Origin of the sequence: Streptomyces sporangiiformans (assembly GCF_005768555.2) — a bacterium.
GTDB classification, from domain to species: Bacteria; Actinomycetota; Actinomycetes; order Streptomycetales; family Streptomycetaceae; genus Streptomyces; species Streptomyces sporangiiformans.
Map to the genome: position 1 here is coordinate 26,797 of NZ_VCHX02000180.1, position 14,914 is coordinate 41,710.

Here is a 14,914-nt window from a genome sequence, read left to right on the forward strand (position 1 = left end):
CCTACGCAGCGCGCTCCCCCGCACCGGCGGCGGTCTGACGGTCGCTTGGGACCCCTCAGCGCCCAACTCCCCTGCGAGGAAAGGACTCGCCGATGAGTTCGCGCCCCCTGCGAGGTCACTAATACAGCCGAAAACAAACCGAAAACAGACTTCGCTACCACTGAGGAACGAGCCCCGACGCAGCCAGGAGAGACATCATGTGCACTCACCGCCCCCCGTGCCCGATCGCCGACAGCCCCGACCACCACGCCGCGGTGATCGTGTCCGCCCACCCGGAACAGGGCTGGTATCTGCTCTGCAACGGCACCATCGCCTTCGACGACACGGGCGAACTCCTCCCGGACGGACGGATCGTGAGCCCGCAGCGCACGACCCCCGCGGCCCGCCCGGAGCTTGTCGCCGCCTGAAGCCCCACCGGGTCAGCTGGGTCAGCTGGGTCAGCTCACGAACACCGCGAGATTTAGTCCCGCGAGCCGCTCGGGGTCGGCGAGGATGTCCATGCCGACGATCTTCCCGTCCGCGATCGTGAGCCCCGTGACGGACATCGGCCGACCGTTGACCACCGTGACGACACCCACCGAGCCGTTGACGAGCGCGGGCCGGGCGTACGCGGCGAACTGCCGGAACATGAAGGCCTGTTCGGCCACCGACGCGGCGCCACGGACCAGTTTGGACGTGGCCGCGCCGCGGCCGACGAGGGCACCGGCGTCGGCGCGCAGCACGACCTCCGGGTCGAGGACCATGAGGAGCGCCTCGAAGTCGCCGCCGCGCGAGGCGGCGAGGAAGGCGTCGACGACCTTGCGCTGCTGGGCGAGGTCGGGGTCGGGCACCGGGGCGGCGCCACGCACCCGGCGGCGGGCCCGGCTGGCGAGCTGCCGGGTCGCGGCCGAGGAGCGGTCCACGATCGGTGCGATGTCGTCGAAGGGCACCGCGAACATGTCGTGCAGGACGAACGCGAGCCGCTCCGCGGGCTCCAGTGTCTCCAGGACCACTAGGAGCGCGAGACCCACCGAGTCCGCGTGCAGCAGCTCCTGTTCGGGGTCGATCCGGTCCAGGGAGCCGACGACCGGGTCGGGGACGTAAGTGTCCATCGGCTCCTCTCGCCGTGCGGTGCGCGAGCGCAGCATGTCCAGGCAGACCCGGCCGACCACGGTGGTCAGCCAGGCGGCCAGGTTCCTGATCTCGTCCGCGTCGGCACGGCTGAGCTTCAGCCAGGCCTCCTGGAGCGCGTCGTCCGTCTCGCTCAGCGAGCCGAGCATCCGGTACGCCACCGCCCTCAAGTGGCCGCGGTGCTCCTCGAATCGCTCCGCCAGGTCCCGCTGGCGTCCGTTCCCGTCCATCCCCGTCATGCCTCTCCCCCTTGTCCCACGTACCGTCTTGTCCCTCGTGCCTTCATCGGTCATCGGTCATCGGTCATCGGCGCTCAGCGCGTGCGGCGCGGTCTAGCGGCTGAAGAGCTCAAAGGCCACGGCGGGCTTCCCGCCGAAGCGTTCGCCCGTGGTCCGCGCGTAGCCGGTCAGGAAACCGCGGACGTACGTCTCCGGGTCCTGGTCCGTCAACACCTCGATATAGGTGCGGTGTTCCAGCAGGGATCGCACGGCCCGCTCCAGCCCTGGCGTGGCGTCCACCGCGTGCGTGGGGGTCGCCGAACCGGCGACGGCGACCCACCGGACGCCGTTCCAGGGTTCGAGCCCCTGCTCGACCAGCTCCGGAAAGATCCACCGGTTCCCCGCGTCTCCGGCCGCGTCGAGCGTGGCCCGTCCCACGGCGACGTGATCAGGCGTGTTCCACGCGACCCCGCCCCAGGTGTCCCGGTGGTTGAGGGTGATCACCAGCTCGGGCCGGTGGCGGCGGATGGCCGCCGCGATGTCCCGCCGCAGCGCGGTCCCGTACTCGACGACACCGTCCTCGTGGTCGAGGAACTCCACCTCGGACACCCCGACGACGGCCGCGCTCGCCCGCTGCTCCCGCTCCCGCAGCGGGCCGCACCGGGACGGCTCCAGGGTGTCGATCCCCGCCTCACCGCGGGTCGCCAGCACATACGTGACCTCCCGGCCGGCGTCCGTCCACGCGGCGATGGCCGCCGAGCAGCCGTACTCGAGATCGTCCGGGTGCGCCACCACCGCGAGAGCTCGCTGCCAGTCGTCAGGCATGGGCTTGAGCTGGTCTTTCGTCGCCTCCGTCATGGTCCGCACCTTAGTGCGAGCCCGTCGTGCCCGCAGAGCGATAACCGGGGCTGAGCGTCAGCCATTCAGATCTCGTCCCGCGCCAGGGCGATCAGCCGGTCCAGTACGCGCGGACCGCCCGCCCGTACCCCGTCGTGCTCGAACTCGTCCGTGACCCATGTCCGCAGTCCCCGGATGCCGCGAGCCGTGCGCAGCGCGTGCTCCGTGTCGACGTACATGTCGTCGTGGTAGACGGCCGCGGCGACCGGGACCTCGTTGGCGGCGAGGCGGACGGGGTCGTACAGCGGGGCCCAGTCGTCGCGTTCGGCGAGGAGGTCCGCCGTCGCGCGCAGCGGCCGAAGCGCCGGGTCGCAGTCGAAGGTCCACGGGTGCACGGACTCGCCGGTGAACAGCACGGGCCCGTCGCCGGTGAGGGCCTTGGCCGCGTCGAACTGCGGGAACTCGGCGCGGACCCGCTCCGCGGACCAGGCGGTGGGGCGGTCGCCCTGGCCGTAACAGGCCTCGTGCACCAGCGCGTACAGCGGGTGGCCCGCGTACGAGAGGACGGACCGGACGTCCTCCTGGAAGGCGTCGGAGAGGGCCGGGCCCTGGGCCGTGCGGACGAAGGCGTGTTCCAGGAGGTAGTGCAGCCGGTGACTGCCCTCGCCGCCGCCGAGCAGGATACCGAGGGACTGGAAGGCCTCGGCGGTGAGCCGGTAACCGCCGTTCAGCACGGGCTCGTGCCGCAGCAGATACTCGGCGATCTGCCGCGCCCGCTCGACATCCTGCGGGTAACGCCGGTAGTGGGCCGCGACCTTGCGCTCGATGCGCGGGTACGCGGCCCGGTAGACGTCGTCCGCGTGGGCGTCCAGGGAGGGCAGGCCGCCGGTGATCAGTGCGGCGCTCAGGCCCTCTGGCGCGGTCGACAGATAGTGCACCGTGCAGAAGCCGCCGAAGCTCTGGCCGAGCACGGTCCAGGGGGCGCCGCCGGTGACGGCGGGGCGGATCGTCTCGCAGTCGCGGACGATGGAGTCGGCACGGAAGTGCGCGAGATAGTCGGCCTGCTCCCGGGGGCCGCCGCGCAGCGGCAGGGTCTGGCGGTTTGCGGGCGTGGAGTTGCCGGTACCACGCTGGTCGAGCAGCAGCACCCGGTACTCCTTGAGGGCGCGGCCGAGCCAGGCCTGCTTCCCGATGAAGCGGTTGGCGCCGAACCCGGGGCCGCCCTGCAGATAGACCAGCCAGGGCAGGTCCCACTGTGCCTTGTCGCCCGCGACCACCTCGCGGGCGTACAGCTCGATCGTCTCCCCCGACGGGTCGTCGTGGTCGAGGGGCACGGTGAAGTGGCGGTCGGTGAGGACGACACCCGGCTGGCGGTAGCTGACGCTCATGAGGCTCCCGAGACGTACGGACTTCCAGGCTGCGCGTCCCAGTTCAACACATGGGTCAGCGGGGCAGCAGGCTGGAACGGCGTACGACCAGTTCGGGCTGGAGGACGACACGGCGGTGTTCATGCGGGACGGGAGCCGTCTCGGCCTCCGTCTCCTCCAGCAGGAGTTCCGCGGCGAGAGCACCCATGGTCACGGCGGGCTGCCTTACGGAGGTCAGCGGAACGGCCGCGGCGGCCGCGAACTCGATGTCGTCGTAGCCGACGATCGCGAGCTCGTCCGGGACGGAGACGCCGGCCGCGAACATGGCCTGCAGCACGCCGAGCGCGAGCAGATCGTTGGCGCAGAAGACAGCGGTCGGGCGCTCGGCGAGGCCGAGAAGCCGTGCGCCTGCGTCGCGTCCGGCGGCCACGTCGAGGCGCTCGGTGGGCAGTTCGCGCAGGCAGTCGGGGCCGAGCCCCGCCTCCTCCAGCGCGTTCAGGGCGCCCGTCCGCCGGTCCCTGACCTGGTTCAGTCCGGGCGGTCCGCTCACATAGGCGACGGAGCGGTGACCCGCGTCGATCAGATGCCGTACGGCCAGTGCGCCGCCCGCCACGTCGTCGACCGAGACCGAGCACTCGGTGGTGCCCTCGGCGACCCGGTCGACGAGCACGAACGGGATGCCGTGACGGCGGAACGCCTCGATGTTCCGCCCCGTCGCGTCGGCGGGCGTGAGCAGCACTCCCCGCACCCGTTGCTCCGCGAAGAGCGACAGATAGTCGGCCTCCTCGCCGGGGCTCTGCGCGCTGTTGCAGACCATCACGCCGAGTCCTGCGTCCCGCGCGGCCCGCTCGGCACCACGCGCCACGTCCACGAAGAAGGGGTTGCCCATGTCGAGGACGAGCAGGCCCATGATCCTGCTGCGCCCGGCCCGCAGCTGCCGTGCCGACTCGCTGCGGACGTAGCCGAGCCGGTCTATCGCGGACTGCACACGGGCGCGGGTCTCGGAGGCGACCGTGTCCGGCCGGTTGATGACGTTCGAGACCGTGCCCACGGAGACTCCGGCGACGCGGGCGACGTCCTTGATACCCACCGACTGGGACATCGGACAGGGACCTCCAAAGGGGACAGGGTGGCGGGCAGGCCCTCACATTACCGGCATGTCCGCCACCGGGACCGCGGTCAGGCGGGCAGGCGGAAGTTGAGGTTGCGGAGCGCCGAGGGCGTCGTACCGCTGGACTTCTCCTGGTACATGATCGACAGGAAGTTGTCCTGTGCGATCCGCGTCTCGTCGATCACGACCTCGCCGAAGGCGTTCAGCCCGGCGCCGACGCCGTCGTACAGGATCGACCAGTCGGTGTACCCGGATGCCTTGGAGGCTCCGGCGATACGGCAGAACGGGAAGATCGCGTACGCGTTGTCGTACTTGTCGAGGATCAGCTTGGTGCGCTGGCTGGAGTTCAGCGGGACCGGTATCTCGGTCTTCTGCCAGGCGCCGGAGGAGTTCTTGCGGACGTGGAAGGCCCGGCCGTTGTTCGTCCGGTCGGTGACGTAGTTCGTGGTGCACTGGCCGAAGCGGCCGGGCACATAGCTGATGATGGCGTGCGGCCGGCCCGCCGAGTCCGTGAACTGGCTCTCCTGGTTCATCAGCGAGTGGTCCGGGTTGAGCGCGTCCACGACCAGCCCGGCGTCGGTGACGGAGACCTTGTCGGAGCCGCCCGTGGTGCCGACGACGGTGCCCGCGTTGTTGCGCCAGGTGCGGCCACGGTCGTCCGAGTAGACATAGCCGGTGTCGTGGTTGGTGATGCCGCCGCCGCTGCACATCACGGCGCCGTTCTGCTCGCGCCAGGTGAAGAAGGAGTGCAGGCGCCCGTTCCTGTCGTAGTCGATGCCGTGCAGGTACATGTTGCGGGCCGTGCTGGAGCCGTGCTCGCTGGTGTACGTGCCGGTGGAGCTGGTCCACTCGCCGAGGTTGGTCCAGGACGTGCCGTTGTACTCGGCGAGGGCGTTGCGGCCGTTGCCGGAGACGGCGACGCGGTAGCTCAGCTGGAGCCGCCCCTCGGGCGTCGAGATGAACTGCGGGTAGGTGAACTGCGAGGTGAGCGCGAGGCCGTCGAGGGTGGACTGGGGAGCGCCGAAGCGGCTCGCGGTCCAGCTCAGTCCGCCCGGGTTGTCCATGAGGCCGGCCACCGACTTGACGTAGGTGAAGCCGTCGCTGTGGGAGTCCATGTTGAGGTGCAGTCGGCCGTCGACCTTGGAGATGCCCATGGAGATGACGTTGTGGGAGTCGTTGTACCGGAGCGTGTGGCCGACCTTGACCGTGGACCAGGTGTTCGAACCGAACACGCGGCGGCCGACGACGGCATTGCGGTCGGCGGTGTACCAGACGGCGTACTGGTAGCCCTTGTACGTCAACAGCCCGTTCTTCTGGAACGAGTTGTTGTTGACCAGGCCGTCGTAGGAGACGAAGTAGATGGCCTGGGTGTCGAGCGTGGTGCTGCCGGTCAGGGTGAGCGAGGGGCCCGGGTCGGCGGCCCGGGCAGTGCCGGCGAGGCCGGGGGTCGCCACGGTGCTCAGCAGGGCGGTCGCCAGCAGAGTGCGTCTCTTCATGTCCGGAGGCTCCTGTGCGGGAGGGGGCGAACGAGGGAGGGGACGGGCTGAGGGGGTCAAGAGACGAGCTGAGTCGGGGGTCAGGACAGATGGAACACTTCGGTGAGCGGTTTCATGGCCTCGTCGGGCCTGGCGCCGTCCAGCGACTCGAAGAACGGCGCCATGTCGGCCTGCCAGCGGGCGTTGACGTCAGTGGCCTCCATGGCGGCCTGGGCCGCCGCGAAGTCCTCGGTCTCCAAGTAGCCCACGAGCAGACCGTCGTCGCGCAGGAAGAGCGAGTAGTTGTGCCAGCCGGTGGCCGAGAGCGCTTCGAGCATCTCGGGCCACACGGCGGCGTGCCGCTCGCGGTACTCGTCGATCCGGTCCTCACGGACCTTCAGCAGAAAGCACACGCGCTGCATCAAAGACCCTCCAGGCCCTGGAAGTTGAACTAGAAGTCGAACTGGTCGATGTTCTTGGCGTTGAACACGGTCGGCTTGCCGAGGTTGATCACGCCGTCCTTGCCGATGGTGAACTCACCCATGTCGCCGGCCTTGAAGGTCTCGCCCTCCTTGCCGGTGATCTGCCCGGAGACCAGCGCGACGGAGGTACGCGCGGCCAGCTCGCCGAGCTTCGCCGGGTCCCAGAGCTCGAAGCCCTCGACCGTGCCGTTCTTGACGTACTTGCGCATGTCGTTCGGGGTACCGAGGCCCGTCAGCTTGACCTTGCCCTTGTACTTGGAACCGGACAGGTACTGGGCCGCCGCCTTGATGCCGACGGTGGTCGGGGAGATGATCCCCTTCAGGTTCGGGTACTCCTGGAGCAGGCCCTGGGTCTGCTGGAAGGACTGCTGGGCGTCGTCGTTGCCGTACGCGACCTTGACCAGCTTCATGTCCTTGTACTTCGGGTCCTTCAGCTCGTCCTCCATGAAGTCGATCCAGGTGTTCTGGTTCGTCGCCGTCTGCGCGGCGGACAGGATCGCGATCTCGCCCTTGTAGTCGAGCTGTTCGGCGAGCAGCTGCACCTCGGTGCGGCCCAGGTCCTCGGCGCTGGCCTGCGACACGAAGACGTTGCGGCAGTCGGCCTTGGTGTCGGAGTCGTAGGTGACGACCTTGATGTCGTTCTTCATGGCCTGCTTGAGCGCGGTGCACAGGGCGCCCGGGTCCTGCGCGGAGACGGCCATCGCGTCGACCTGCTGCTGGGTGAGCGTGTTGACGTAGCTCACCTGGCCGGAGGTGTCGGTGGCGCTGCTCGGGCCGACCTCCTTGTAGGTGGAGCCCAGCTCCTTGAGGGCCGCCTCGCCGCCCTTGTCGGCGGAGGTGAAGTAGGGGTTGTTGACCTGCTTGGGCAGGAAGCCGACGGTCAGGCCCTTCTTCAGTTCGGCGTTGGGGTCGGCCTTGCCCTCCGAGGCGGCGGAGGCGCTGTCCTTGCCGACGTCCTCCTTGGTGGTACCGCCGCAGGCGGTGGCGGCGAGGGCGAGAGAGGTGACGGCGGCGAGGGCCGCACAGGTACGGCGAAGGGATGACTTGCGCATGGCGGTGGTCCTTTACGGGGATGAGTGGTGCCGCGCCCCGTAAGGGGCGCGGGGAACTGCGCGACCAGCCACGGACGACCCGCAGCTTTGGACGGCCTGATCAGCGGAGCGCACGCGCCCTCGCGACGGAGATCTGCCGTGCGACCCGCGGGCCGAGCACGGAGACGACGAGCAGAACGCCGGTGACGACGATCTGCGACTGCGCGGAGACATTCACGAGGCTCATCACGTTCTGCAACGCGCCGAGCAGGAAGACTCCCGCGATGGCGCCGCCGAGCGTTCCCCTGCCTCCGTCGAAGTCGATGCCGCCGAGCAGAACGGCGGCCACGACGGAGAGTTCGAGCCCGGTGGCGTTGTCATAGCGGGCGCTGGCGTAGTGCAGCGCCCAGAAGATGCCGGTGAGCGAGGCCATCAGACCGGTCAGCGTGAACAGGATCAGCTTCTGTCGCTTCACACGGATGCCCGCGAACCGGGCGGCCTCCTCGCTCGCGCCGATCGCGAACAGCGACCGCCCGAACGGGGTGGCGTGCAGCGCGACCACGGCGATCGCGAGCAGCACCAGGAAGGGCAGGAAGGCGTACGGGATGAAGGTGTCCCCGATGCGTCCGGCCGCGAAGTCCAGGTACTGGCTGGGGAAGTCGGTCACCGCGTCCGAGCCGAGCACGATCTGTGCGATGCCCCGGTAGGCGGCGAGGGTGCCGATGGTGACGGCGAGGGAGGGCAGCCCGAGACGGGTCACGAGCAGACCGTTGATCAGCCCGCAGACCACACCGAGCAGCAGACAGATCGGGATGATCGTCTCGATCGTCATCCCCTGGTTCCACAGCGCGCCCATCACGGCACCCGACAGACCGGCGGTGGAGGCGACCGACAGGTCGATCTCACCGGAGACCACGAGCAGTGTCATCGGCAGGGCGATCAGCGCGATCGGCAGCGTGTTGCCGATCAGGAACGACAGGTTGAGGGCGTTGCCGAAACCGTCGACGGTGCCGAAGGACAGCAGCAGTACGACGATGAGGAGGGCGCCGACGACAGTGTCCCAGCGGACGGCGCGCGCGAGGGGCGAGTCAGCCATGGCGGGCGTTCCTCTTCTTCAGGGCGGACGCCACCCGAGTTGCGACCACACGGTCCACGGCTATGGCGAGGATGAGCAGGATGCCGTTGATGGCGAGCACCCAGACGGAGCTGACACCCAGGGCCGGCAGCACGCTGTTGATGGAGGTCAGCAGCAGCGCGCCGAGCGCGGCGCCGTAGACGCTGCCTGAGCCGCCGGTGAAGACGACGCCGCCGACGACCACCGCGCTGACGACGGTGAGTTCGTAGCCGTTGCCGGTTCCGGAGTCGACGTTCCCGAACCGGGCCAGGTACAGCGCGCCCGCGAGACCCGCGAGGGCTCCGCAGAAGGTGTACGCGACCAGGATCCGCTTGCGCACGGGGATGCCGGCGAGCCGGGCCGCCTCGGGGTTGGAGCCGAGCGCGTACAGTTCGCGTCCGCTGCCGAAGTGCTTGAGGTAGTAGGCGGTGGCGATCACCACGGCGAGTGCGATCAGCGCGAGGTACGGCACCGCGGAGATGCCGCCGGAGCCGAAGTCCACGAAGCCGTCGGGCAGGTCGGCCGCCGTGATCTGGCGCGAGCCGACCCAGATCGAGTCGATGCCGCGGATGATGTAGAGCGTGCCGAGGGTGACGACCAGGGCGGGCACCTGGCCGAGGCTGACGAGCAGTCCGTTCAGCAGTCCGAAGCCGACACCGAGCAGGACCGCCAGGGCCACGGCCACGACCGGGTTGCCGCCGCCCTGGAGATACGTACCGGCGGCGAACGCGCTGATGCCCAGCGTCGAGCCGACCGACAGGTCGACGTTGCGGCTGATCACGACCAGGGACTGGCCGGTGGCCACCAGGACCAGGATCGTCGCGTTCAGCAGCAGGTCCTTGATGCCCTGTTCGGTGAGGAACTCGCTGTTGCCCATCTGAGTGATGACGATCATCACCAGGAAGACGAGGAGGATGGCGAGTTCGCGCATCTTGAAGACGCGGTCGACCAGGCGGGTGCCGCTCGACTTGGGTACCTCGGCGGCGGGGGCGGGGTTGGGGGCAGTCACCGTCACGCGGCGGCCCTCCCGGTGGCTGCGGCCATCACCGTTTCCTCGGTTGCTTCGGAGCGCGGGATCTCGGCGGTGAGCCGGCCCTCGTGCATGACGAGCACGCGGTCGGCCATACCGAGGACCTCGGGCAGGTCGGAGGAGATCATCAGGACGGCGACCCCGTCGGCTGCCAACTCGCCGAGCAGCCGGTGCACTTCGGCCTTCGTACCGACGTCGATGCCGCGGGTGGGCTCGTCGACGATCAGCACCTTCGGGCCGGTGGCGAGCCACTTGGCGAGGACGACCTTCTGCTGGTTGCCGCCGGACAGCGTGGAGACGGCGTCGGCGATCCGCGCGTACTTGACCTGGAGCTTGACGGCCCAGTCGAGGGAGCGGCTGCGCTCGGCTCCCCGGTCCATCAGCCCCGCCTTCACGGTCTTGCGCAGTCCGGTGAGCCCGATGTTGCGCTCGATGGACATGCCCATCACCAGGCCCTGGGCGCGGCGGTCCTCGGGGACGAGGGCGAGTCCGGCGGCCATGGCGGTGGACGGCGCGCCGCTCGTCAGTGCCCGGCCGTCGATCTCGACTTCGCCGGCGTCCCACCGGTCGACACCGAAGACGGCCCGGGCCACCTCCGTGCGACCCGCGCCGACGAGTCCGGCGAGACCGACGATCTCGCCGCGCCGGACGTCGAAGGAGACGTCGGTGAACACGCCCTCGCGGGTCAACCGGCGTACGCTCAGGGCCACTTCGCCCGCCCGGACCTCCTGCTTGGGGTACAGCTCCTCGAGATCGCGTCCGACCATGCGGCGTACGAGATCGTCCTCGGTCATGCCGTCCAGCGGCTCACTGGAGATCCAGGCGCCGTCGCGCAGGGTCGTCACCCGCCGGCAGATCTGGAAGATCTCCTCCAGGCGGTGCGAGATGAACAGCACCGCGGCGCCCTGTTCGCGCAGGGTGCGGACGACTCCGAAGAGGCGCGCCACCTCGCTGCCCGTCAGGGCCGCGGTGGGCTCGTCCATGATCAGGACGCGGGCGTCGAAGGAGAGGGCCTTGGCGATCTCCACGATCTGCTGGTCCGCGATGGACAGGCCGCGCGCCGGGCGCTCGGGGTCGAGCTCGACGCCGAGGCGCTGCATCAGGGCCACCGTGGCGGCGTGGGTGGACTTGTGGTCGATACGGCCGAGAGCACGCTTGGGCTGGCGGCCCATGAAGATGTTCTCGGCGATCGACAGGTCGGGGAAGAGCGTGGGCTCCTGGTAGATCACGGCGATGCCCGCGTCCCGGGCGTCGGCCGGGCCGTGGAAGACGGTGGGCTCACCGTCCAGGAGCACCTGGCCGGCGTCAGGTCGGTGCACGCCGGCGAGCGTCTTGATGAGAGTCGACTTGCCCGCGCCGTTCTCTCCGGCGAGTGCGTGCACCTCGCCGGGGAACAGTTCCAGGGACACGTCCCGCAGGGCGCGGACGGCGCCGAAGGACTTCGAGATGTCCCTGAGCGCCAGCACCGGGGTCGGTCCCGTGTCGGACGGGTGGGTCATTAGGGCTCCTCAGCGACGCGGGGGCGGGGCGGCCTCATGACGTCGTGAAAGGTTTCAACTGGATGGCCGGGACGTTAGGCACGTAACCCAGGTCACGTCAATGGGTGCCGAACGAAAATTTTCGGTAGCCGGAGGTCACAACCAGATCACGGCCAAAGGTCTTGACCCCGGGGGTTGACAGCTTTTCGGGAGGCTCATAGCTTCGCTCCCTGAATCGTTTCAGCAGATGTGCTTCGCCCAGACCGATGCTCTTCAGACTGATGCCCTTAAGACCGACGTCTTCCAGACCCGAAGTCACAGGAGTCCCGAAGTGACCGAGCTCGCCGCGGTGAAGGCCGCCCTCAAGACCCAGGCCATCGAGACGCCGTCGTGGGCGTACGGGAACTCGGGGACCCGCTTCAAGGTGTTCGCGCAGCCCGGAGTCCCGCGCACGCCGCAGGAGAAGCTGGACGACGCGGCGAAGGTCCACGAGTTCACCGGTGCCGCGCCGAGCGTCGCGCTGCACATTCCATGGGACAAGGTCGACGACTACGCGGCCCTGGCCAAGCACGCCCAGGACCGGGGCGTGAAGCTCGGCACGATCAACTCCAACACCTTCCAGGACGACGACTACAAGCTCGGCAGTGTCTGTCACGCCGACGCGGCGGTGCGCCGCAAGGCCCTGGACCATCTGCTCGAATGCGTCGACATCATGGACGCGACGGGTTCCAAGGACCTGAAGCTGTGGTTCGCGGACGGCACCAACTATCCCGGCCAGGACGACATCCGCGAGCGCCAGGACCGGCTCGCCGAGGCGCTGAGCGCCGTCTACGAGCGGCTCGGCGACGACCAGCGGATGCTCCTGGAGTACAAGTTCTTCGAGCCCGCCTTCTACACGACGGACGTCCCGGACTGGGGCACGGCGTACGCGCACTGCCTCAAGCTCGGTCCGAAGGCACAGGTCGTGGTGGACACCGGGCACCACGCTCCGGGCACCAACATCGAGTTCATCGTCGCGACGCTGCTGCGCGAGCAGAAGCTCGGCGGCTTCGACTTCAATTCCCGTTTCTACGCGGACGACGACCTGATGGTGGGCGCCGCCGACCCCTTCCAGCTGTTCCGGATCATGTACGAGGTGATCCGCGGCGGCGGCTTCACGCCCGACGTCGCCTTCATGCTCGACCAGTGCCACAACATCGAGGCCAAGATCCCGGCCATCATCCGCTCCGTGATGAACGTGCAGGAGGCCACGGCGAAGGCGCTCCTCGTGGACCGCGACGCTCTTGCCTCCGCCCAGCGCTCCGGTGACGTGCTGGAGGCGAACGCCGTGCTGATGGACGCGTACAACACGGACGTACGGCCGCTGCTGCGCGAGGTGCGCGAGGAGGTGGGGCTGGATGCCGACCCGATCGCCGCGTATCGCGCCTCCGGCTGGGCGCAGAGGATCGCTGAGGAGCGGGTTGGCGGACAGCAAGCGGGTTGGGGGGCGTAGCCGCTGTGTCTCGTCTGCCGGGTGAGGCCGGTTGCAGTCTGCGGGTCGAGTTCGGCTGGTCGCGCAGTTCCCCGCGCCCCTTCGGGGCACTTGTCGTACCCATTCTTGATGAAGGACTGATCACACCATGGCACCCCACCCCCAAGCCGCCGCTCTCCTCGCTCGTTCGCATCGGCTGGGCGCTGACCCCCGTAACACCAACTACGCGGGCGGGAACACGTCCGCGAAGGGCACCGACACCGACCCTGTGACCGGCGGCGACGTCGAGCTGATGTGGGTCAAGGGATCGGGGGGCGACCTGGGCACGCTCACCGAGGGCGGGCTCGCCGTGCTGCGGCTGGACCGGCTGCGGGCGCTCACCGATGTCTATCCGGGCGTCGAGCGCGAGGACGAGATGGTCGCCGCCTTCGACTACTGCCTGCACGGCAAGGGCGGTGCAGCGCCGTCCATCGACACGGCGATGCACGGCCTGGTGGACGCGGCCCATGTCGACCATCTCCACCCCGACTCCGGTATCGCGCTCGCCTGCGCGGCCGACGGTGAGAAGCTGACCGCCGAGTGCTTCGGCGACACGGTGGTGTGGGTGCCGTGGCGCCGGCCCGGCTTCCAGCTCGGTCTGGACATCGCCGCCGTCAAGGAGGCCAACCCGCAGGCGATCGGCTGCGTCCTCGGCGGCCACGGCATCACGGCGTGGGGTGACACGGCCGAGGAGTGCGAGCGCAACTCGCTGCACATCATCCGCACCGCCGAGAAGTTCCTGGCCGAGCACGGGAAGGCCGAGCCGTTCGGGCCGGTGCTCGAGGGGTACGCGGCGCTGGGCGCCGTCGAGCGGCGGGAGCGGGCCGCGGCGCTGGCGCCGGTCATCCGCGCCATCGCCTCGCAGGACCGTCCGCAGGTCGGCCACTTCACCGACTCCGAGGTCGTCCTCGACTTCCTCGCGAGCGCCGAGCACCCGCGCCTCGCGGCCCTCGGCACCTCCTGCCCCGACCACTTCCTGCGGACGAAGGTCAGGCCGCTGGTCCTCGACCTGCCGCCGACCGCTTCCGTCGAGGAGGCGATCACCCGCCTCAAGGAGCTGCACGCCGAGTACCGCGAGGAGTACGCCGCCTACTACGAGCGGCACGCGCTGCCCGACTCCCCCGCGATGCGCGGCGCGGACCCGGCGATCGTGCTGGTCCCCGGTGTCGGCATGTTCAGCTTCGGCAAGGACAAGCAGACCGCGCGCGTGGCCGGCGAGTTCTACGTCAACGCGATCAACGTGATGCGCGGGGCCGAGTCCGTCTCGACGTATGCGCCGATCGAGGAGTCGGAGAAGTTCCGCATCGAGTACTGGGCCCTCGAGGAGGCCAAGCTCCAGCGGATGCCGAAGCCCAAGCCGCTGGCCACGCGGGTCGCGCTGGTGACGGGTGCCGGCAGCGGTATCGGGAAGGCGATCGCGCGGCGGCTCGCGGCCGAGGGGGCGTGTGTCGTGGTCGCGGACCTGAACGCGCAGGGCGCGGCCGCGGTCGCCGAGGAGCTCGGCGGTCCGGACAAGGCCGTCGCGGTCACCGTCGACGTGACCTCCGAGGAGCAGATCACCGAGGCCTTCAAGGCGGCGGCGCTCGCCTTCGGCGGAGTCGACCTCGTGGTCAACAACGCCGGCATCTCCATCTCCAAGTCCCTGCTGGAGACCTCGGCCCGCGACTGGGACCTGCAGCACGACATCATGGCCCGCGGCTCCTTCCTCGTCTCGCGCGAGGCGGCCCGGGTGATGATCCAGCAGGGGCTGGGCGGCGACATCGTCTACATCGCCTCCAAGAACGCCGTCTTCGCGGGCCCGAACAACATCGCGTACTCCGCGACCAAGGCCGACCAGGCCCACCAGGTCCGGCTGCTGGCCGCCGAGCTGGGCGAGCACGGCATCCGTGTCAACGGCGTCAACCCGGACGGTGTGGTGCGCGGCTCGGGGATCTTCGCGGGCGGCTGGGGCGCGCAGCGCGCAGCCACCTACGGGATCGAGGAGGAGAAGCTCGGCGAGTTCTACGCCCAGCGGACCATCCTCAAGCGGGAGGTGCTCCCCGAGCACGTCGCGAACGCCGTCTTCGCCCTGACCGGCGGGGAGCTCACGCACACCACCGGCCTGCACGTCCCGGTCGACGCCGGCGTGGCCGCCGCGTTCCTCCGGTGACG

Annotated in this window: 13 protein-coding genes; 3 read left to right on the forward strand and 10 right to left on the reverse strand. The window is 69.5% G+C overall.

The window, feature by feature from the left end; all coding sequences use genetic code 11:
- Nucleotides 1-197 precede the first annotated feature (197 nt).
- The gene (locus FGD71_RS32615; protein WP_119104165.1) at nt 198-407 is read left to right on the forward strand and encodes a DUF5999 family protein; all 210 of its coding nucleotides are present in this window, start codon (nt 198-200) and stop codon (nt 405-407) included.
- A 30-nt stretch (nt 408-437) separates the two neighbouring features.
- Here the strand turns inward: FGD71_RS32615 and sigJ are convergent, their stop codons facing one another.
- The 10 genes from sigJ to FGD71_RS32665 all read right to left on the reverse strand — a co-directional run bounded on the left by sigJ (nt 438) and on the right by FGD71_RS32665 (nt 11,274).
- Nucleotides 438-1,349 (reverse strand): RNA polymerase sigma factor SigJ, encoded by a 912-nt coding sequence (sigJ, locus tag FGD71_RS32620; protein ID WP_119104166.1) that lies wholly within the window; start codon nt 1,347-1,349, stop codon nt 438-440.
- Nucleotides 1,350-1,442: 93 nt separating this feature from the next.
- Entirely contained in the window at nt 1,443-2,186 is a 744-nt protein-coding gene (locus FGD71_RS32625; protein ID WP_119104167.1) for a PIG-L deacetylase family protein, read from the reverse strand.
- Between the two features lie 65 nt (nt 2,187-2,251).
- Complete coding sequence (locus tag FGD71_RS32630; RefSeq protein ID WP_119104168.1) at nt 2,252-3,553, reverse strand: alpha/beta fold hydrolase; 1,302 nt, start codon at nt 3,551-3,553, stop codon at nt 2,252-2,254.
- A 55-nt stretch (nt 3,554-3,608) separates the two neighbouring features.
- Nucleotides 3,609-4,634: a LacI family DNA-binding transcriptional regulator gene (locus FGD71_RS32635; protein ID WP_119104169.1), complete on the reverse strand. Its 1,026-nt coding sequence runs from the start codon at nt 4,632-4,634 to the stop codon at nt 3,609-3,611.
- A gap of 77 nt (nt 4,635-4,711) precedes the next feature.
- Entirely contained in the window at nt 4,712-6,139 is a 1,428-nt protein-coding gene (locus FGD71_RS32640; protein WP_119104170.1) for a BNR repeat-containing protein, read from the reverse strand.
- Nucleotides 6,140-6,219: 80 nt separating this feature from the next.
- Entirely contained in the window at nt 6,220-6,540 is a 321-nt protein-coding gene (locus FGD71_RS32645) for an L-rhamnose mutarotase (protein ID WP_119104171.1), read from the reverse strand.
- 29 nt (nt 6,541-6,569) lie between these two features.
- The gene (gene rhaS / locus FGD71_RS32650; protein ID WP_119104172.1) at nt 6,570-7,652 is read right to left on the reverse strand and encodes a rhamnose ABC transporter substrate-binding protein; all 1,083 of its coding nucleotides are present in this window, start codon (nt 7,650-7,652) and stop codon (nt 6,570-6,572) included.
- A 100-nt stretch (nt 7,653-7,752) separates the two neighbouring features.
- Nucleotides 7,753-8,727, reverse strand: a complete 975-nt coding sequence (locus FGD71_RS32655) for an ABC transporter permease (protein WP_119104173.1) — start codon at nt 8,725-8,727, stop codon at nt 7,753-7,755.
- Nucleotides 8,720-9,760: an ABC transporter permease gene (locus FGD71_RS32660; protein WP_119104174.1), complete on the reverse strand. Its 1,041-nt coding sequence runs from the start codon at nt 9,758-9,760 to the stop codon at nt 8,720-8,722. The genes FGD71_RS32655 and FGD71_RS32660 overlap by 8 nt, the downstream gene beginning before the upstream one ends.
- Nucleotides 9,757-11,274 (reverse strand): sugar ABC transporter ATP-binding protein, encoded by a 1,518-nt coding sequence (locus FGD71_RS32665; RefSeq protein WP_119104175.1) that lies wholly within the window; start codon nt 11,272-11,274, stop codon nt 9,757-9,759. Before FGD71_RS32665 ends, FGD71_RS32660 begins: the two co-directional genes overlap by 4 nt.
- 310 nt (nt 11,275-11,584) lie before the next feature.
- Between FGD71_RS32665 and rhaI the strand changes: the two genes are divergently transcribed.
- Both rhaI and FGD71_RS32675 read left to right on the forward strand, forming a co-directional pair.
- A complete protein-coding gene (rhaI, locus tag FGD71_RS32670; RefSeq protein ID WP_119104176.1) occupies nt 11,585-12,745 on the forward strand; it encodes an L-rhamnose isomerase in 1,161 nt (386 codons plus the stop codon).
- A gap of 127 nt (nt 12,746-12,872) precedes the next feature.
- Nucleotides 12,873-14,912, forward strand: a complete 2,040-nt coding sequence (locus tag FGD71_RS32675; RefSeq protein ID WP_119104177.1) for a bifunctional aldolase/short-chain dehydrogenase — start codon at nt 12,873-12,875, stop codon at nt 14,910-14,912.
- The last annotated feature ends 2 nt before the right edge of the window (nt 14,913-14,914 follow it).